This window comes from Bradyrhizobium semiaridum (assembly GCF_020329505.1).
Taxonomy (GTDB): domain Bacteria; phylum Pseudomonadota; class Alphaproteobacteria; order Rhizobiales; family Xanthobacteraceae; genus Bradyrhizobium; species Bradyrhizobium semiaridum.
Genome location: NZ_JAGKJJ010000013.1, coordinates 1 through 17,448, shown reverse-complemented (window position 1 = coordinate 17,448; position 17,448 = coordinate 1). Strand labels below are relative to the sequence as shown.

Annotated in this window: 18 protein-coding genes, 2 tRNA genes and 1 pseudogene; 11 read left to right on the top strand and 10 right to left on the bottom strand. The window is 63.3% G+C overall.

Annotated elements, in window-relative coordinates; translation table 11 throughout:
* Positions 1-21: 21 nt before the first annotated feature.
* Positions 22-95: transfer RNA gene (locus J6500_RS16905), tRNA-Gly, on the bottom strand.
* 467 nt (positions 96-562) lie between these two features.
* On the opposite strand from J6500_RS16905, the gene J6500_RS16900 reads away from it, so the two are divergent.
* A complete protein-coding gene (locus J6500_RS16900; RefSeq protein WP_225713833.1) occupies positions 563-949 on the top strand; it encodes a YciI family protein in 387 nt (128 codons plus the stop codon).
* Between the two features lie 6 nt (positions 950-955).
* Here J6500_RS16900 and J6500_RS16895 read toward each other — a convergent pair whose 3' ends face one another.
* The 3 genes from J6500_RS16895 to J6500_RS16885 all read right to left on the bottom strand — a co-directional run bounded on the left by J6500_RS16895 (position 956) and on the right by J6500_RS16885 (position 2,824).
* On the bottom strand, positions 956-1,363 hold the full coding sequence (locus J6500_RS16895; RefSeq protein ID WP_225713832.1) for a hypothetical protein: 408 nt from the start codon (positions 1,361-1,363) through the stop codon (positions 956-958).
* Between the two features lie 138 nt (positions 1,364-1,501).
* Positions 1,502-2,251: a lytic murein transglycosylase gene (locus tag J6500_RS16890; RefSeq protein ID WP_376707820.1), complete on the bottom strand. Its 750-nt coding sequence runs from the start codon at positions 2,249-2,251 to the stop codon at positions 1,502-1,504.
* A gap of 276 nt (positions 2,252-2,527) precedes the next feature.
* Complete coding sequence (locus tag J6500_RS16885; RefSeq protein ID WP_225713830.1) at positions 2,528-2,824, bottom strand: hypothetical protein; 297 nt, start codon at positions 2,822-2,824, stop codon at positions 2,528-2,530.
* A gap of 285 nt (positions 2,825-3,109) precedes the next feature.
* Between J6500_RS16885 and J6500_RS16880 the strand changes: the two genes are divergently transcribed.
* Both J6500_RS16880 and J6500_RS16875 read left to right on the top strand, forming a co-directional pair.
* Positions 3,110-3,487 carry an NUDIX hydrolase gene (locus J6500_RS16880; RefSeq protein ID WP_225713829.1) on the top strand — a complete coding sequence of 126 codons (378 nt, stop codon included), beginning with the start codon at positions 3,110-3,112 and terminating at the stop codon, positions 3,485-3,487.
* Between the two features lie 362 nt (positions 3,488-3,849).
* The gene (locus J6500_RS16875; protein WP_225713828.1) at positions 3,850-4,059 is read left to right on the top strand and encodes a hypothetical protein; all 210 of its coding nucleotides are present in this window, start codon (positions 3,850-3,852) and stop codon (positions 4,057-4,059) included.
* 121 nt (positions 4,060-4,180) lie between these two features.
* Here J6500_RS16875 and J6500_RS16870 read toward each other — a convergent pair whose 3' ends face one another.
* Complete coding sequence (locus J6500_RS16870; protein WP_225713827.1) at positions 4,181-5,380, bottom strand: adenylate/guanylate cyclase domain-containing protein; 1,200 nt, start codon at positions 5,378-5,380, stop codon at positions 4,181-4,183.
* Between the two features lie 247 nt (positions 5,381-5,627).
* On the opposite strand from J6500_RS16870, the gene J6500_RS16865 reads away from it, so the two are divergent.
* A complete protein-coding gene (locus J6500_RS16865) occupies positions 5,628-5,894 on the top strand; it encodes a hypothetical protein (protein WP_225713826.1) in 267 nt (88 codons plus the stop codon).
* 162 nt (positions 5,895-6,056) lie between these two features.
* Here the strand turns inward: J6500_RS16865 and J6500_RS16860 are convergent, their stop codons facing one another.
* Positions 6,057-7,301 (bottom strand): metal-dependent hydrolase family protein, encoded by a 1,245-nt coding sequence (locus J6500_RS16860; RefSeq protein WP_225713825.1) that lies wholly within the window; start codon positions 7,299-7,301, stop codon positions 6,057-6,059.
* A 13-nt stretch (positions 7,302-7,314) separates the two neighbouring features.
* Positions 7,315-8,673 carry an MFS transporter gene (locus J6500_RS16855; RefSeq protein ID WP_225713824.1) on the bottom strand — a complete coding sequence of 453 codons (1,359 nt, stop codon included), beginning with the start codon at positions 8,671-8,673 and terminating at the stop codon, positions 7,315-7,317.
* A gap of 121 nt (positions 8,674-8,794) precedes the next feature.
* Here J6500_RS16855 and J6500_RS16850 point away from each other — a divergent pair, with 121 nt between their 5' ends.
* A complete protein-coding gene (locus tag J6500_RS16850) occupies positions 8,795-9,712 on the top strand; it encodes a LysR family transcriptional regulator (RefSeq protein WP_225713823.1) in 918 nt (305 codons plus the stop codon).
* A gap of 17 nt (positions 9,713-9,729) precedes the next feature.
* Here J6500_RS16850 and J6500_RS16845 read toward each other — a convergent pair whose 3' ends face one another.
* Together J6500_RS16845 and J6500_RS16840 are read right to left on the bottom strand one after the other, a co-directional pair.
* Positions 9,730-10,770, bottom strand: a complete 1,041-nt coding sequence (locus tag J6500_RS16845; protein ID WP_225713822.1) for a type I restriction enzyme HsdR N-terminal domain-containing protein — start codon at positions 10,768-10,770, stop codon at positions 9,730-9,732.
* 73 nt (positions 10,771-10,843) lie between these two features.
* Complete coding sequence (locus tag J6500_RS16840) at positions 10,844-11,281, bottom strand: hypothetical protein (RefSeq protein WP_225713821.1); 438 nt, start codon at positions 11,279-11,281, stop codon at positions 10,844-10,846.
* A 209-nt stretch (positions 11,282-11,490) separates the two neighbouring features.
* Between J6500_RS16840 and J6500_RS16835 the strand changes: the two genes are divergently transcribed.
* From J6500_RS16835 to J6500_RS16810, 6 genes and pseudogenes are all read left to right on the top strand, one after another.
* Positions 11,491-11,838, top strand: a complete 348-nt coding sequence (locus J6500_RS16835; protein WP_225713820.1) for a hypothetical protein — start codon at positions 11,491-11,493, stop codon at positions 11,836-11,838.
* Between the two features lie 116 nt (positions 11,839-11,954).
* A complete protein-coding gene (locus J6500_RS16830) occupies positions 11,955-13,454 on the top strand; it encodes a helicase HerA domain-containing protein (protein WP_225713819.1) in 1,500 nt (499 codons plus the stop codon).
* A 184-nt stretch (positions 13,455-13,638) separates the two neighbouring features.
* Positions 13,639-14,697 (top strand): acyltransferase family protein, encoded by a 1,059-nt coding sequence (locus tag J6500_RS16825; RefSeq protein WP_225713818.1) that lies wholly within the window; start codon positions 13,639-13,641, stop codon positions 14,695-14,697.
* An 89-nt stretch (positions 14,698-14,786) separates the two neighbouring features.
* Positions 14,787-15,656, top strand: coding sequence for a hypothetical protein (locus tag J6500_RS16820; protein ID WP_225713817.1), 870 nt, complete (start codon positions 14,787-14,789; stop codon positions 15,654-15,656).
* Positions 15,653-16,633: a hypothetical protein gene (locus J6500_RS16815; protein WP_225713816.1), complete on the top strand. Its 981-nt coding sequence runs from the start codon at positions 15,653-15,655 to the stop codon at positions 16,631-16,633. The genes J6500_RS16820 and J6500_RS16815 overlap by 4 nt, the downstream gene beginning before the upstream one ends.
* 82 nt (positions 16,634-16,715) lie before the next feature.
* Positions 16,716-17,008: pseudogene (locus tag J6500_RS16810) on the top strand (ATP-binding protein); the annotation flags it as partial.
* A gap of 152 nt (positions 17,009-17,160) precedes the next feature.
* Here J6500_RS16810 and J6500_RS16805 read toward each other — a convergent pair.
* Positions 17,161-17,246: transfer RNA gene (locus tag J6500_RS16805), tRNA-Tyr, on the bottom strand.
* Positions 17,247-17,448: the final 202 nt, after the last annotated feature.

Here is a 17,448-nt window from a genome sequence, read left to right as displayed (position 1 = left end):
CGGCCTAATGACCGGGAGCGCTGGAGCGGGTGAAGGGAATCGAACCCTCGTATTCAGCTTGGAAGGCTGCTGCTCTACCATTGAGCTACACCCGCATCGCCCGTTCCCCTAACACGGCCGGGCGGCCGCCTCAACTGTCCCGGCGGCGTTCCATTCGCCGTCACCGTCTTGATTTTCAAGCGATTCGGCGCGGCCCTGCCGGCCAGGCGACGGGTGGGCTTAACAACGTCCGGCCGGGCGCCTATGTTATGTGTCCCATCAACGACCGAAAGGAGGTGATCCAGTGTCTTGTCTCAAGCGCTGTCACCTCGCTGGGATCGCCCGCTAGGCTTGCCATGAGCCTGGCATCGGGGCGCTCTCAGCCCTGGACCAGCGAGACAACAAAACCGGGGCGCGGCGGGAGCAATCCCGCCGCGCCTTTTGCTGTCGGGACCTTGCATTGCCCGGGGCTGCGACCGGCGGTCGCCCTGCCCCACGGCCGATTTGCCGCAACACCAAATGTCGGCTTGGGGGGTGCGAGAACGTCCTCGGGCCGCCGCATCAAGAACGAGGAGCGCAATCGATGCTTTACGCCATTCTGGCTTACCATGTCGAAGCCGACGTCAAGTCGTGGACCGCGGAGGAAGACGCCACCGTCATGGCTGGCCTGCTCGGGGTCCATGAACGGCTGAAAGGACGGCTCGGTCCGACCGCACGGCTGGGCGACACCCAGAAGGCGCGCACGCTGCGCGGGCCCGGCCGCGGCACCGTGATCGACGGACCGTTCGCCGAGACCAAGGAACAACTGCTCGGGCTCTACATGATCGACTGCGCCAACGAGGACGAGGCGATCGCCGCGGCGCGCGATTTGCGCAGCGTCAATCCGTCGGCGGTCTACGAGATCCGCGCGATCCGGCGCTATATTCCGGGTGCGCCGTTCGAGGAGATGACCGGCGCGAGCGATCTCTAGATTCGCTTAGCGGCTGGAACGGGCCGGCAGCTTCGGCAGCTTGCTCGCGTCGAATTTCGGCGCCGGCCCTTGCGGCTCCGGCTCGGCCGGCACGTCCCGGCTCGGAATCAGCGTCACCTCGAAGGCGAGATCGGGCACCGAATCGGCGCGCCCCGTCGCCGTGATGATCGCGCCGTTCGCGATGCAGGACAGCCGCACCACGAGATCATCGGTGCCGAACACGGTGCCGTGTCCCTCGGTGTGCCGCGTGGCGATGACGACGGCGGAAAAGCGATCGCCATCATACGCGACGGTGCCGTCGTAATGCATGATGGCGTCGCTGCCCCATAGCCTGCCGTCGGCAACATGCACGGTGCCTGTGCCGTCTGCGAGCGACGTCCTGAACCACGCCGCATAGGTGCCGTTCTTGAGCATGGGCCCGCTCCCTCGCGCTCCGCTGCACGAGCAATTGATCTGGGCACCGTTGCGTTAATACCGGGTGAAGCAACCCGACAGCATGATCCGGAAAAGCGTGAAGCGGTCTTCCGAATGGATCATGCTTCAGCAAAGAGCTCACTGGCCGTCGATCTGCCGTCCCATGATGGCGATCGCCTTCTGATAGACCTGCGCCGCGTTCCATGCCTCGATCGCTGCGAAGTTGGGCTCCCCGGGCTGGTAGCCGGCGCCGGCGCGCCAGCCATGGGCGCGCAGGAACGCCGCCGTCGAGGTCAGCGCGTTGGCCGCGACGTCCAGATTGCCGGTGCCGTAGGCGAGGATGTTCTTCGGCATGAACTGGGTCTGGCCGACCTCGCCATGCATCGAGCCGCGCTGGCTGGGCGAGAGCGAGCCGCGGTCGATCAGCTTCAGCGCGGCATAGAGCTGGTCGGTGAAGAACTCCGGACGGCGGCAGTCATAGGCCAGCGTCGCGATCGACGACAGCATGTTCTGATTGCCGCGCTGGCTGCCGAAGCCGGTCTCCATGCCCCAGATCGCGATCAGCGGCCCTGGCGGCACGCCGTAGCGCTGCTGGATCGAGGAGAACAGCGCGGCCTGCGACTGCTTCAACGAGCGGCCGCGCGCCACGATGGTGGTCGCGCCGCGCTTGGCCATGAACGCCTCGAGCGACAGGCGGAAACTGTGCTGGCCGCGGTCGGCGGCGATCGTCGCGCTGGCGTAGTTGGTCTGCATCAGCGCACCGAGCGCGGTCGCGCCGATGCCCTTGCCCTGCGCCTCCGCGGCAAACTCCCGCTTCCAGGTCTCGAACCCGCCCGGGCCGTTGCCGCATTGTGCGGCGTCCGCCTGCGTCCCCGGCGCGGCCATCATCGCGATGGCGGCGAGCACCGATGTCACAAGCTGCCTGCCCCTCAACATCCGAAACCTCCTGCGCATTGCTTCCGACCGCTCGCGGCACGGAGTGACGATGGCCGCAGGCAGATGACCGGGCGATGAACGATCGGTGTCACGATATGTCGAGGCGGCCGGATTGACCACCCCGGTCGGCACGGGACGGCCCGAGGCATTTTGCCGGACGCAGCAGCGGTGGCGGTCCGCCGCCGAATCAGACCTTCCAGCTTGCGCAACAGCAGGTGTTCAGTGGCGTCATCGCGCGCGCTGTTCGGCGGCAACCAGGTGACGCCGCGTCGGACGGATGAAAACCGATGCCGCGAGGCGGCGCGGAGCGACAGGGGCGCCTGTGACGATCGGCGCGGTATCGCCCAGCACGGCCCGCTCCGCGATGAGGCGGCTCATCACGGTCCGCATCTTCAGCAGGTCCCCGGCGACGAAGCCACAGTCCTCATCGCGCTTGATCTGCTCGCGCATGATCCGCTCGGCTTCGAGCATGCTGACCCTCAGTGCCCTGATCTGCCTGCGAATTTCGCTGATGCGGTTATCCATGGCGGTCCTCCTTGTGACGGTGAGGGATATTAGAACAAATCAGGAACAAAAGTCAATCGATCAAGTCGACCGATCAAGTCAATCGACCAGGTCGACCGATCAATATCAATCAGAGGTCGAACACGCGGCCGCAGGCGAACGCGTATGGTTTCTCTCGCGCAGCCGGCGGCGATCTTCTGGCGTTAGTCATGACTGCGGAACAACGTGGATAGCGCCGCATTGAACTTGTCTACCCAAGTAGACAATTTAAAATGTCATCCGATTCTGTTTAGATGTACTGCAGCAATGACCAAGTCTTCCAAATTGGTTGCCGCGAAACGCGGCAAGGTCCTTCTGGTCCGACGCCGCTCCGACGGCCTGTGGATGTTCCCGGGCGGCCGCCGGCGCTCACGTGAGTCCGGTAAGGACTGTCTGCGGCGCGAGATCAAGGAGGAGCTGCCGAAGCTCAAGCTCGGCAGGCTCAGCCTCTGGAAGGAAGTGACGGCGAAGAACAAGCGGTCCGGCCGCCGGATGAGCGACGCGATCTTCATCGCCAAGCAGGCCAAGGGCCGGCTCGCGATCGGCGACAAGAAGGAGATCGACCGCGCCGCCTGGCAGAAGCCGCGCGGCCTCCGCCTGACGCCGACCTCGCGCTACATCCGCGACCGCCTGTTTCCGCGGTAACCCCGCCCCGGGCCGTAGCCCGCATGAGCGTTAGCGACATGCGGGAACGGTCTGGCCGCGCGGACGGCGCGCTCCCCGGATATCGCTTCGCTCATCCGGGCTACGGCTGCGGCCAACATCGTTGCCAATTCCTGAACGCGCCCTGCACCTCGCATTTACCACGCATCTAAAGCCGCTGAGAACCAGTTTCCCTAAGCGCCTGGCAACGTCCTGCTGCTATCCAGGACGGAAGAAAAAATTGGGAGAGCGGCCTGTGTTCAGCATTGTTCGGATCCTCGTCCTGATCGCCTGCGCGTATGCCGGATCCGCTGTTGCGGAGATGCAGTTCGACGGATCGCCGTCATCAACGACGGTGCAGACCGATGATTGAGCACCATCCGATCGCCTCCGAGCACGCGCGCGCCATCTGCGATGAGATCGGCGAGCGGCTGCGCTTCGCGCTGCGCGACGATTACGCGAATTTCCCGCCACGACTGCGCGAGCTCATGAGCCGGCTGGCCGAGCTGGACTGCGACGCGCCGTCGCTGGTGCCGACGATGGACGAGATGACCCGGCCGCTGCAAGCCGCCTGAGGCGAACGCGTATATCCGCAAACGCGGCCGCCAGCGACATGCGAGATGGCCTTGCCGTATCGCAAGAGCGGCCCCGGATATCGCTTCGCTCATCCGGGCTACGGCGTCAGGCAAGAATCCCTCAGCCGTTGAACGCGAACAGCTCGATCGGCTCGCTGAAGCCGCGCACCGGATGTTCGCCGACATGCTCGAGCTTGAACTCGCCCTCGACGAAATCGGCAAAGGCGCGCGACAGCAGCACGTTTCGCTTCAGCTGCTTGGTCAGCGCTTCGAGGCGCGAGGCCATGTTCACGGCGGGGCCGATCACGGTGAAGTCGAGCCGGCTGCGCGAGCCGATATTGCCATACATGACGTCGCCGACATGGACACCGATGCCGTAATTCATCGGCGCACGCCCCATCATGCTGTTCTTCTCGCTCAGCGCCGCCATCGCGTCCCGCGCTTCCGACACCGCCTTGAGCAGGTTTGCGCAGGCGTTGGGATCGCTGAGCGGGAAGATCGCGAGCAGGCCGTCGCCGATGAACTTCAGGATCTCGCCGCCATGCCGCGCGATCGGCTCCGACATCGCGTCGAAATAGTCGTTGAGCAGATCGATCACGTCGTCGCGCGGCCAGTTGTCGGAGATCTTCGTGAAGTCGCGCAGATCGCAGATCATGATCGCGGCGCGCACCGTGGTGCCGCTGCCGCGCCGCGTGGCGCCGGCCAGGATCAGTTCGCCGGCATGGGCACCGACATAGGTTTCCAGCAGCGTCCGCGCCAGCCGGTTCTTCATCCGGATCTCGCTGACCAGCGCCAGCACCGGCAGCAGGCTCGACAGCGCCGCGACATGCGCGTCCTCGAAGCCGCCGGCGCGGTCGGTGGCGAAAGTCACGACATGCCGCTTGCCGAGCGTGTGATACAGCGGCCACGCCACATAATCGGTCAGGCCCAGCGCGCGCATCTCGTCATAGAGGGCGTGCTGGCGGCCCTGTGATGGATCCCGATCGAGCCGCTCGCGAACCTCGGTCGCGCCCTGATGGATTTCGTAGACCGGGCTGCCGAGATATTCCGAGCGCTGCTGGACATCGTAGTCCACCCGCGTGATCGCCGCCTCCCGCATCCCGTTGGACCAGTTGATGCGGGCGCCGAGCCATTGCGGATGGTGGATCAACAGATTGAGCGTCGCCCGCTTGACCGGAATGCCGGCCTGCTGCAGGCGCCGGCACATCTCGGCGAAGATGTTGTCGATGAAGCGCTCGTCGCGGGTCTCGTTGGTCAGCCAGCGCACGACGTCGCGGGCGGCATAGGCGGTGGCGGAATCGAGGTTGGACGGCGTGGTCATATCCTGCTCCAGGGCGGCGCGTGTATCCGACGATATAGGATATGTCGGGCTTCGGCTCGACAGCGTCGGTCCGCCGTATCAGCACAAATTTTGGTTGTCCGGTGCGAGACGACGTAACCGAACCGCGCCGGCATACGGCACAAGCTTGCCATCCCGCAATGCCGCGACAGCCCTTCGCCGGGATGTCGTGCGGAACCAGCCTGCGTCCTGATCGTTGATCCCGTCGTCCGCCAACGGGGAAATTCTCATGACTGATCCTTCAATGCCCGCCGATGCACGGCCGCGATCGGCGCTCTCATTGCTTGTGGCGCTGCTCGCCCTCATCGTTGCCGGCGGTGCCCTATGGATGAGCTATGGCAACGGAACCAAACCGGCCACGCAGCAACAGGCGGTCGCGCCTGCTCCGGATCCTGCGATCGAGCAGCTCAAGCAGAGCCTGGCGTCGCTGCAACAGGCGGTGCAAGGGAGCCAGTCCGACCAGCAGAAGCTGGCCACGCAAGTCAGCGACATTTAGCAGAGGATTGCTGCGCAGCAGGGCGACCAGAAGCTGCTGTCCGACCAGCTGGGTTCGCTCAGCGCGCGGGTCAACTCACTGGAATCGGCAAGGGCTGAAAGCCCGGCACCGCAACCCGCGCCCGCTCCGCGAAACACCAAGCGAACCAAGCAATAGCCCGGCTCACGCGCCCAGCCTGTCGACCTCGGCCTTGCCAGCCTTCATCACCAGCGGGATGCGCTCGCCCTGGCCGAGCAGGCACGCCACATCGCGCAGCGGGTTGCCCTCGACCACCAGGAGATCGGCGAAGGCCTCCGGCGCGATGCGGCCAAGCTTGCCGTCCATGCCGAGCACCTCGGCGCCAATGATGGTCGCGCTCTGGATCACCGCCTGCGGGCCGAACAGCTCGGCGCGGATCCGGAACTCGTCGCTCTGCAGCCGCTGCGACGGTCCGAGCAGATCGGAGCCGTAGCCCATCTTGACGCCGGCTTCGCGATAGATCGCAAGCGAACGCAGGCCGGCGTCGCGCACGTCGGCGATCTTGGCCACGCTCGCCGCAGGCAGGCCATATTGCGCGCCCTCGCTCGCGAGGGCCTCGTAGGTGACGAGCGTCGGCACCGCATAGGCGCCCTGCTCCGCCATCAGCCGCGCCGTCGGAAGATCGACCAGATTACCGTGCTCAATGGTCCGCACCCCGCAGCGCACCGCGCGCTCGATCGCTTCGGCCGTATAGGCGTGGGCCAGCACATAGGTGTGGCGCGCGCGCGCCTCGGCGACGATGGCGCGGATCTCGTCCTCGGAATAGCCGTAGGCGCCGATCGGATCGGTCGGCGAGGCAACGCCGCCGGACGCCATGATCTTGATCTGGTCGGCGCCCATTTGCAGCTCCTCGCGCACCGCCTTGCGGCAGGCATCGACGCCGTCGACGACGCGCGCGATGGCGCCGACCCGCACGCAGCAGGAGCAGGTCGGATCGCTCAGATAGTCCGAGCGGGCGCGGCCGTCGCCATGCCCGCCGGTCTGGCTGAGCGCGCGCCCGGAGACGAACAGCCGCGGGCCGTCGGTCAGCCCGGTGTCGATCGCCTGCTTCAGCGCATAGCCGGCGCCGCCGGCATCGCGCACCGTGGTGAAGCCGCGCTTCAGCATGCCGCGCAGCAGCATGGTCGAGCGCAGCGTCACCAGCACATTGGCCATCCGCGCCTGCGCCGACAGATCGAGCTCGACCGCGACCGCATGCACGTGCAGGTCGATCAGCCCGGGCATTAGGGTCTTGCCCTTGAGGTCGATCACCCGGTCCGCTGATGTCGCGATCGGCCGGTCGGAGACCTCCTTGATCAGGCGATCCTCGACCAGCACGTGGTGGCCTTCCAGCAGGTCGGCCCGCAGCGGATCGAGCAGCGCGGCATTCTTGAAGAGGATTGTTGCCATCGATGATCTCCTGTCACGCGGCCTTGCTCGCCGCAATCTCTTCCAGCGAGCGCCCACGGGTCGGCACGCCCATCAGCACCACGGTCAGAGCGCCGATCAGCAGCACGGTCGTGGTGACGCCGAACACGCCGGTGAAGCCGAATTTCGGATAGAGGTAGCCGACCAGGATCGGCGAGACGATCGCGCCGATCCGTCCGATCGCCGATGCCAGCCCCGCGCCCGTGGTTCGGATCGGCGTCGGAAACACCTCGGCCGTGTAGGCGTAGACGCCCGCATAGGTGCCGTTCATGAAGAACGACAGCAGCAGGCCCGCGGTCATGATCTGCCCGTCGCTTTGGGCAAAGGCCAGCCCGAGGGCGCTGATGCCGCCGCACAACATGTAGGTGGCGATGGTGGCCTGCCGGCCGATCCGCTCGTTGAGAAAGGCAGCGGTGAAATAGCCCGGCACCTGCGCGCAATACATCGCCAGCGAATAGCCGAAGCTCTTGGTGATGCTCATGCCGTTCTGCACCAAAAGGCCGGGAATCCAGACGAAGAACGAATAGTAGCTGAAGGTGATCGACAGCCACATGATCCACGTCATGGTGGTGATGCGGGCCTGCCGTCCGGCCAGCAGCGCCGCGAGATTGCCCAGCAGCGTGCCGGCAGCAGCCGGCGGCGCGGTCGGCTCGGCGACCGGCGCCGGCAGCGCGACGCCAGCGCGCGCGAAACCCGCCTCGATCCTGTCGAGCACCGCCTCGGCTTCCGCCGTCCTGCCGCGGCTTTCCAGCCAGCGCGGCGATTCCGGCAGCGAGCGGCGCCACCATAGCAGCATCACGACGGGCACCGCGGTGATGACAAGCACGATGCGCCAGCCGTTGTCATAGGCCGGGACGATGAAATAGCCGAGCAGGGCCGCGGCGACGAAGCCGAACGAGAAGAAGCCGGCCAGCGCGCCGGTGAAGGCGCCGCGGTAACGCCGCGCCACGAATTCCGCGAGGTACGGCGCGATGATCGCGCTCTCGGCGCCGGTGCCCATCCCCGCCACCACGCGGGCGGCGAAGAACGACGGCCAGCTATCCACGGCGGCGCTGACCAGCGAGGCCGCGCAGTACAGCGCGAGCGCCGACATCATCACCGCGCGACGACCGATCAGGTCGCCGAGCGTCCCCGCCAGCAAGGCGCCGAACAGGAAGCCGACGAAGGTGCTGCTGCCGAGCACGCCGGTCTCGACGGCGGACAGCTTCCAGGCGGTGCGCACCACCGGCAGGATGAAGGCGAGCACGGCCGCGTCCATCGCGTCGAACATGTAGCCGAAACCGCCCATCAGCAGCAGATGCGTGTGAAAGCGCGCATATGGCAGGCGCTCGATGCGCGCCGATATCACTGACATGAGAATCCCCCCTCGCCGCACGGCCCCGGCGCGCCGTGTGATCCGGGGATGATAGACAAACCGCAATTATCCCAATAATTTATAATCATGATCTAATATATCACCAATGTGAATATCGCAGATGTCGTTCCGCACGCTCGACCTCAACCTGCTGAAAGTGTTCGAGGCGCTGATGACCGAGGGCAGCGTCACGCGGGCCGCGAGCGCGCTGACGATGACGCAGCCGGCGGTCAGCAACGCGCTGGCACGGCTGCGCGATGCGCTCGGCGATCCGCTGTTCGTCCGATCGGGCACCGGGATCCGCCCCACCCAACGCGCGGTGACGCTGTGGGATCCGATCGGCGAGGCGCTGGAGCGCGTGCGCGGCGCGCTCGACGAGGAGGTGTTCGATTCCCGCCGCGCGCAGACCGAGTTCAGCCTGTCGATGTCGGACTACGTCGCCGCGCTGGTGATGCCGCGCCTGGTGAACCAGTTCGCCGAGGTGGCGCCCAACGCGCGCATCCGCACCGTGCCCAACACCATCATCGGCATCGCCGACCAGCTCGAGGACAATCGCGTCGATTGCGTGCTCTCGGTCTATGTTAACGAGGCGCAGCATCCGGCGCTGATCCGCTCGCGCTCGCTGTGGACCGTCGACTATGCCTGCTTCATGCGCCGCGGCCATCCGCTCGCGGCCCGCAAGCGGCTCAGCGTCCGCAGCTTCCTCAACGCCGGGCATGTCGATGTCAGCCTGGCCGGCCGGACGCTTGCGACCTACGACCAGTTCCTCGCCTCGCGCGGGCTGTCGCGCAATGTCGTCGCCATCGTCAATCACTACGGCGCGGCCTACGAGATCGTGCGCCAGTCCGATTTGATCGGCGTGCTGCCGCGCGATCTCCGCGGCCAGTCCCGCCACGCGCCGTTGCTGCACGCGATGCCGGTGCCGCTAGAGGCGCCGCCGCGCATCGTCAGCCTGTTCTGGCACCAGCGCAACGACACCGTCCCCGCGCAACGCTGGCTGCGCGAGACGCTGGTGGACTTGTTCGCGCGCATGGAGTGAGAGGCTATTCGGTAGCGCTATGAGACAATAAGCTCAAAGCGCCCCCAATGTCGGACAGACTGAACTGATCCGTGCACCTGAAAGTCTTGCTCCGAGGTGAAAGTCCCAGACAGCTTTGTACCTTCAAGCCATCCAGCGGCGTTGTTATAGTAAACGATACTACAATCGATCTGTAGTATCCCGCCGGGGGATACTGGGCTCGTCGGCAGGACGGTGCCTCTAGGAAGAGTCAACCGGAGCACATTTGTAAAAATAGATGGTCGTGATCGATCAATAGAAAGCACTTCATCTGGGCATTTAAAAGAAATTGGAATGAATCCGAGTGTCCGATTAAGCTCATCAAACGCGCTAAATGCGGGCTCAAGTTCGATACGCGCCTCAATCAGGCCGTCCGCAGTTCGGCTAATCTCATGCCCACGGGCTGCATTCCTCAACCCTTTGAGCGATCCCATCGCCGCTATTAAGGTTTCATTATTTGACCAGCTGTCGGAATAGGTCATCGAACCGCCTGTTATGCGCGCCGATGATCCAAGGCCCGGAGCCAATGAACGGCCTCGATCAAGAACGATTTGTCCCGATCTCTTTATGGCTTCGGGTCCAAGCAGATTCACTACCGTCTGAAAGTTGCAATTCGTTTGTTCTAGCCGCCACGAAACCAATGGGCTTGCAGGTGAACTCGTTTGGTAGATTTTGAATTCCCGACCGTTCGTTAGGAGATAAAATCTCGCCGCAATTTCGGGATGAGCTGCGTAAGTGCGGGCTTGTTGAGCATCGTCCAATGTTAGCTCGTGAGCCGGCGATTTAACTTCAACAATCCAGCGACCATATGGGATCACTTCACAAATATAATCAGCACGCCCTCGAAGTTTAGGATCTTTATCCCGGTCCTTCCTGCCAAGAAAAGCGCGATCGTACTGAAGCGTATACTCGGTACGGATGTTTGCTGCCGTTCCATGGCTATAACCTAGGGCCTTAAGTAGCGGCCGAACTATTGCCTCCCGCACATCGGTTTCATTCATGGCTGAAACGTTGAATGTCTCAAAAAGTAGTTCAATCATCGCACCTACTCAAAACGACAGGCACGGTTCGCCGTGCCACCTAGCAGTTCCGGCACCTTGACAGGCTCCAAACTCAAATGCTTCGGACCGCAATCTCCACCAGGAGCAAGGGCATCTGAGGCATATCGATCCAGTCTGAAGCACCAACGTCGACCTTTTTCTTCGGATTGGTATCTGCACCCATCGGATGGATAGTGCACTTCCACTCCGAAACGTTTCCGCTGCCCACGCCGGTTTCATCGCCAGTGTTCTTGTCTTTGTGTAGGCGCTCGTGACACTCGTTGCAGACCGCAATGAGCTGGAACAGAAATTCCTTGTATATGTGCAGATAGGTGATGTGGTGAACTTGAGTTGTGCTACGTTCACGGCATCCTTCGCACATCCCTCCTGCTCGATCTAAAACTTTAGCGCGTTTGGCCGCCCAAACTGGACCAGCTAAATAAAGGTCATACTTTCGCTTGAAGCCTTCGTCACCGTGCTTTTGCTTGCAAACGTATTTTTGGATGATCACATCACATCGCGTCCGGCTCGGTGAGCTGCGTTATAATGATCGAGTTGTCCGTCGTACCAACCTGGTGAACCGATCAGTTGGGGCGTCTTCCTAATTGCCGAACCCACGGGTGATCCGCACGTGGTGCATTGACGGTAGAGCTGAAGTGCTCCGGCTTTATTCTTTCGTCTCCTAATCTCACTTTCGCGATGTACGCAGTATGAGCGCGAATGATCGGCGAGCTCAGCTTGCAACTCATCCGCGACGTCGAGGGAGTAGAATTTTCCGGTGTCTTGATCGATGACGCGCACTGGGAGGCACCCTTGCACCGAATCATGTCAATGGAACAGGCGAAGAACGATTACACGAGGCCATCTTGGCCTTTCAAGCCTGCTGATCATCCTAGCTCGACCGCCTCAATCTGCAGAGCCGGGTTTGGAGCGATCACTCGCAAACTCCGCGAATTGACGATGTTCGCGAACAGGGGCAGCCTGTTCTGGCACCAGCGCAACGACACCGTCCCCGCGCAACGCTGGCTGCGCGAGACGCTGGTGGACTTGTTCGCGCGCATGGAGTGAGGAGGCGCTCACGGCCGAGGCGGCGGACCTGCCTGGGGATGACGCTGCGGCTCGCTCGACGGCGCGCGATCGTCTTGTTAAGCCGCCTCTCCGCAAAGGCAGTTTGAGTCGAGGACATGACGGTCGCGATCGAGATGGGGCAGACGACGGCGGGCGCCCCGGCGGCCATCGACCTCGAGGAGCTGCTCGCCACCCGCCTCTTGGTGCAGGGCAATTCCGGTTCCGGCAAATCCCATCTGCTGCGCCGGCTCCTGGAACAGAGCGCCCGCTGGGTGCAGCAGACCATCATCGACCCCGAAGGCGACTTCGTCACGCTCGCCGAGCGCTTCGGCCAACTCGTGATCGATGCCGAGGACCATACCGAGCGCAGCCTGCAGGCAGCCGGCGAGCGCGTGCGCATCCACCGCGTGTCCACCGTGCTCAATCTCGAGGGGCTCGACGCCGAGAACCAGATGCGCCGCGCCGCGGCGTTTCTCGCCGGGATGTTCGAAGTCGCGCGCGACCACTGGTATCCGATGCTGGTGGTGGTGGACGAGGCGCAGCTGTTCGCGCCGGCGATCGCGGGCGAAGTGTCAGACGAGGCGCGCAAGCTCTCGCTCGGCGCGATGACGAATTTGATGTGCCGCGGCCGCAAGCGTGGGCTGGCCGGCATTATCGCCACGCAGCGGCTGGCGAAGCTCGCCAAGAACGTCGCGGCCGAGGCGTCCAATTTCCTGATGGGCCGCACCTTCCTCGACATCGACATGGCGCGCGCCGCCGACCTGCTCGGCATGGAGCGGCGGCAGGCGGAAGCGTTCCGCGATCTGGAACGCGGACAGTTCATGGCGCTGGGACCTGCTCTGTCGCGCCGCCCGCTGGGCCTGCGCATCGGTCCGACCGATACCCAGCCGCGCAACGCGGCGCCGCGGTTGATGCCGCTGCCGGAAGCGGCGCTGGAGGACGCGCGTGCCATCATCCTGGCGGCGCCGCCGCCCGAGGCGGTCCGGCCGCAGCGCCGGCCGCCGTCGCCGGACCTGCTCAACCAGCTGATGGCGGCGGCGAAGCAACCCGCCGCGGAGGCGCAAGGCGAAGCCGCGGAGCAGCCGCTCGGCGCCGAGCAACTGGCGGAGCGGCGCGAGCGGCTGGATCGCATCCTGCGCGCCATCCTGGCCGAGCCCGATGCGGGCTTCCGCGCCATCGGCGTACTCTATCAGGAATTCGTGGTCCGCTGCCGGATCGAGGGCCTCGGCGCCGTCGTGCCCGAACTCGCCGATTTCCGCCGCATGCTGACGCGGGCTCGCGCCGGGCTCGGCGCCGAGATGGCGGAGGACGACGCCTGGCAGGACGTGCTGCTGCGCACCGCGATCCTGCCCGACGACATGCAGGGCGTCTTCATGATGATCGCCCGCGCCGCCAAGGAAGGCTGGCCCTGCCCGAGCGATGCCGCGATCGCCCGCGCCTATGGCACACACTCGTTGCGCCGCGCACGGCATTTGCTGAGCTATATCGAGGAGCAAGGCCTCATCGTCTGCCAGCTCGACGGCACCGGCCGCCGCATTGTGACGCTGGTCGAACTGGCCTGGGCCACCGCGCCCGCCGATCCGAATGCCGCCGATGCATCGGCGGCGACGGCGTGATCCATTCCGCCGTCATGATCCAGCAGCGGATGTCGCCAAGGACTGGTTGTAGCGCATAGGCGATGGGCCGCCGGTTCTGCCAAGACCAATGCGCCAGCTAAGGCCGCCTATAGCCTCTCAGCTTGCCCGCGGTGGCCCGGCAAGGTTAAGTTCCGCCTCTAATGGACATGGAGATGAATGACAGATGGTCGGCGGGCGGCTAGGCTTTCTCGATGGGCTGCGTGGCTGGGCCGCTGTCAGCGTGGTTGTCTACCATGCCTTCTGCAGCGGTCTCGCGCCGGCAACCGCATTCGAGCAGTTGCGTTACTTTGTGCCACTGAACGGCTTCTTTGCCGTCCAGGTCTTCTTCCTCCTATCCGGCTTCGCGCTCTCATTCCGTTACCTTCTCGACGGCAACCATGAAAAGCTGGCACTGATGGCCACCGGTCGATATATCCGGCTGGCTGTCCCCATATTGGTGGCCTGCAGTGTGATGCACGGCGCGATGTTAGTCGGCTGGTTTTCAGGCGATCGGCTGTCAAAGTTTGCGTCGTTTTTGACGTTCGATCCGACGACCGCACACTTATTGAAGTTCTCGCTATTCGATGTCTTCTTCGACTACCGTCCGGCCGAAAGCTATATCGGACCGCTCTGGACGATGCGGCCAGAGTTGCTCGGTTCATACCTGGTGTTCGGCTGTGTCGTGGCCTTCAGGGCGATGCCGCTGCGCATTGTGTTGTTCTGCGCCGTTACGGTAGCCTTGTTCGCGGTAGCCTCTGAACTATGCGCCTATCTCGCAATGTTCATGATCGGAGCCGTCCTGGCGGACTGCAATAATCGAGGCTGGCTCCTGCGCCTGCCGGACCGCTTGGCCTTCGCGCTTATAGCGTTTGGAGTCCTTTCCGTGTGCCTGCCCTTGAGCATGGAGAACGCCCTGACCATTGGCGCGGTACCGTTCGTCGTCGGATGCATCGCGCACCCGACGGTGCGGAAGTTTCTCGAAAGCAATATTTCGCGTCAGCTCGGCGGCCTTTCCTTTCCGCTCTATCTGATCCACGGACCAGTCAACAATATTTTTGGCGAGCCGTTGATGCGCATTTCGAGCAATCTGGCCTGGAAAATCTCAATCGATCTGCTGGTGATCGCTGGTGCTTTCGTCGCTGCGATCGCATTCAAGAAGATGGTCAACGATCCCGCCATAAAGTGGTCGCACGATTTTGCAGCTTGGGTGATTGGACCTTTTAGCAGGCTTCGTTCCGCCTAATCAAAAGCCGCTCGGAGGCGGATTCCTTACCTCTTGCAGTCGTAGGTTGCAGTCGTTACACCCTCGGCTACGGTGAATAAGGGTTCCCGATGAACGGCACAGGTGCTCCAGATCGAGCCAAGTATCTCTCGTCCGCTTTGGTGGCCTACCTTGCCTTTGTCGTCGCGATCGCGCTTGCACTGCCGGTGCTTGGCCTCCTCGAGCACGACGGCATCATTGGCAAAATTCCCTGGCTAAGCGATTACGGTCGCTCGCTGCTGCCCTGGGCGTCCCTGCTCGCTGCTGGTTTCATCATTTTTCAACGGTCGATCCGGCGGACTTGCGCTGAAGTCGCAGCTTGGCTCTCTCCCGGAGATCGAAATCGCTGGATTATTGTCGGTTGCTGTCTGCTCATCTTCACATCTTATTGCTGGCAGTTACACATCGGGATTATCCATCGCGGGGTGCCGGGCTGGGTATATGCAGACGTTCCGGACGTCATTCTGCCGGAGGCACCAGCGCACCTTGAGATGCCAGCAGATATTGACCCAGCGTTGTTCAAGGCGGCATTACGACCGTGGGTGCTCCCCTACGTCGAACGCAGCGGCTACGCCACCAACGAAGTCATGTTCCTGCACTTTAAGGACGGCACGATGCGACCGGCGAACTACGAGTTGGCGATGGTCAGCTGGCCGAAATCCACGTTCGGCCTCGTCAACGGGCACATGCTGCACGAGGCCGAATTCTTGGCCGTGATCAAACACTACTTCGCCAGCCGCCGCGCTGGCCGTTCGATGTTGCTGCCGTCTGCGATCGCGTATCCTCGGCACCTGAATTACCAACCGATCGACTACACTAAATATCCACCTGCTGGCGATATTGTTGGAGCATCGATCTGGACGCTGACGGTACACGTCGACAATCAAGCCAAGACGGTCGATGTGGTCGGCGCAACCGAGATCGCGCAGGTAAAGGGATGATCAGGACGCTACTCGGACCGGTCGATTTCTACGGTCGCCCGCGACCAGTCCTCGGGCTGCACTGCTATATCATCCAAGCCGGCACTTTCGCACTGGCTGCGTACCTATTCATGTCATGGGACTTTTCTGGACTGGCGTTAATGCCGCCGGAGGCCTTTGCCCGCCCAGCGAGGGACCTGCTGTTTCAGTATTGGACGACGCCATGGTTCTACTGGACCACACTCCAGTTCATCTATGAGATTATCCCGCGCCCGACCATCGTCGTTCTCCAAACGATGCAAATAGCGACTATCGTCGCGCTCTGGTGCGGCCTGTTCGGCATACTCCCACGGCTGGCGGCCTGGGTTGCCCTCATGCTTGGCGCTCACCTGATCGGAATGTTTCTGATTGGCGGCGACACGATGGATGCCTCGACGACCGTCCTGCTGTTCCTGCTGTTCGTTGTCGCCCTGTTCCCGCGCGGCGCATATTACCAGCTCGGGATTAGCGCGGAGCCTATGGCGTTGAGCACCAGATTTCACGGCCCCGTCTTTATCCTGCTGCTGTTTATGGACAGCTACTATTTCTTTTCGGGCTTCAACAAGATTGCCGACGTCGGCATCGGATGGGTGCTGGCAGCTCACACCGAATTGTGGTCGAAAGCCGCGATTGAGAACTCGCTTTTCGTCTCCAGCTTTTCAACTAGCCTCTGGTTTAACAGCATTTTGTCGATCAAGTGGCTCGCCGGCATGGCGGCGCTGCTGATATTCGCTCTCGAACTGCTCGCGCCCTTCTGTCTTTTCCTGCCGCGATGGAGCCCGGCGTTTCTGATCTTCTTCGCAGCGATGCACGTCAGCATCTATCTATCACTCGGATACGGCTATTGGACGAATACAGGTGCCGACCTTATGCTGCTGCCCTACACAGCAATCGTCGCGCGACTACGTTCGCACCAACGCCGCAGCCAGGCTATCGGCGTCGAGCAGCCCGCCGAATAGAGACTTGATCACGAGCCTCTAACGCCGAGCGCCGCGCTGATCTCGTCCATGAGCGCTTGACCGCGGACGCTGGCCAGAGCTGACCATCCTGCCCGACGACATGCAGGGCGTCTTCATGATGATCGCGCCTGCCGCCAAGAGGGCTGGCCCTGCCCGAGCGATGCCGCGATCGCCCGCGCCTACGGCACGCACTCGCTGCGCCGCGCACGCCATTTGCTGAGCTATATCGAGGAGCAAGGCCTCATCGTCTGCCAGCTCGACGGCGCCGGCCGCCGCATCGTGACGCTGGTCGAACTGGCCTGGGCCACCGCGGCCGCCGATCCGAATGCCGACGATGCATCGGCGGCGACGGCGTGCAGCACCCCATCGTCATGATCCAGCAGCGTGCCGGTTGTAAATCTTTAAGCCAAGCTCGCGGACACAGCCCGCCTACGCCCTTCGGGCTTCGGCGTGGCAGCCTTCGCTCACTTCGCTACGATGGAGTTTTGCTGGCTTGCCGAGCCGTAGCTCGCGAAGCGAGCGAAGGCTGGTGGGGGAGGCAGGACTCGAACCTGCGAAGCCATGAGGCGGCTGATTTACAGTCAGCTCCCTTTGCCACTCGGGACACTCCCCCGTCCAACAGCATCAGACCGGCCGCGCGAGTGGCGGCGGACCGGGTCATCGAAATGACGCTGATAACCGCGGCGGTCCCGAAGCGGGGGCGCGGTCGGGCGCGTTTATGGGGGAAGGCGGTCCCCAAAGTCAACCAAGCGGGCTCCTTATTTGCCGGTTAAATTGCCATTCCGCGACAACAGTGACACAAGCCTCGCATGAGC

Coding starts and splice junctions, on each gene's coding strand:
- J6500_RS16845 (WP_225713822.1), bottom strand. CDS start 10,770: ATGATTGAACTACTTTTTGAGACATTCAACGTTTCAGCCATGAATGAA.
- J6500_RS16860 (WP_225713825.1), bottom strand. CDS start 7,301: ATGGCAACAATCCTCTTCAAGAATGCCGCGCTGCTCGATCCGCTGCGG.
- J6500_RS16880 (WP_225713829.1), top strand. CDS start 3,110: ATGACCAAGTCTTCCAAATTGGTTGCCGCGAAACGCGGCAAGGTCCTT.
- J6500_RS16900 (WP_225713833.1), top strand. CDS start 563: ATGCTTTACGCCATTCTGGCTTACCATGTCGAAGCCGACGTCAAGTCG.
- J6500_RS16875 (WP_225713828.1), top strand. CDS start 3,850: ATGATTGAGCACCATCCGATCGCCTCCGAGCACGCGCGCGCCATCTGC.
- J6500_RS16835 (WP_225713820.1), top strand. CDS start 11,491: ATGATCGGCGAGCTCAGCTTGCAACTCATCCGCGACGTCGAGGGAGTA.
- J6500_RS16820 (WP_225713817.1), top strand. CDS start 14,787: ATGAACGGCACAGGTGCTCCAGATCGAGCCAAGTATCTCTCGTCCGCT.
- J6500_RS16890 (WP_376707820.1), bottom strand. CDS start 2,251: ATGATGGCCGCGCCGGGGACGCAGGCGGACGCCGCACAATGCGGCAAC.
- J6500_RS16885 (WP_225713830.1), bottom strand. CDS start 2,824: ATGGATAACCGCATCAGCGAAATTCGCAGGCAGATCAGGGCACTGAGG.
- J6500_RS16830 (WP_225713819.1), top strand. CDS start 11,955: ATGACGGTCGCGATCGAGATGGGGCAGACGACGGCGGGCGCCCCGGCG.
- J6500_RS16815 (WP_225713816.1), top strand. CDS start 15,653: ATGATCAGGACGCTACTCGGACCGGTCGATTTCTACGGTCGCCCGCGA.
- J6500_RS16850 (WP_225713823.1), top strand. CDS start 8,795: ATGTCGTTCCGCACGCTCGACCTCAACCTGCTGAAAGTGTTCGAGGCG.
- J6500_RS16870 (WP_225713827.1), bottom strand. CDS start 5,380: ATGACCACGCCGTCCAACCTCGATTCCGCCACCGCCTATGCCGCCCGC.
- J6500_RS16895 (WP_225713832.1), bottom strand. CDS start 1,363: ATGCTCAAGAACGGCACCTATGCGGCGTGGTTCAGGACGTCGCTCGCA.
- J6500_RS16865 (WP_225713826.1), top strand. CDS start 5,628: ATGACTGATCCTTCAATGCCCGCCGATGCACGGCCGCGATCGGCGCTC.
- J6500_RS16855 (WP_225713824.1), bottom strand. CDS start 8,673: ATGTCAGTGATATCGGCGCGCATCGAGCGCCTGCCATATGCGCGCTTT.
- J6500_RS16825 (WP_225713818.1), top strand. CDS start 13,639: ATGGTCGGCGGGCGGCTAGGCTTTCTCGATGGGCTGCGTGGCTGGGCC.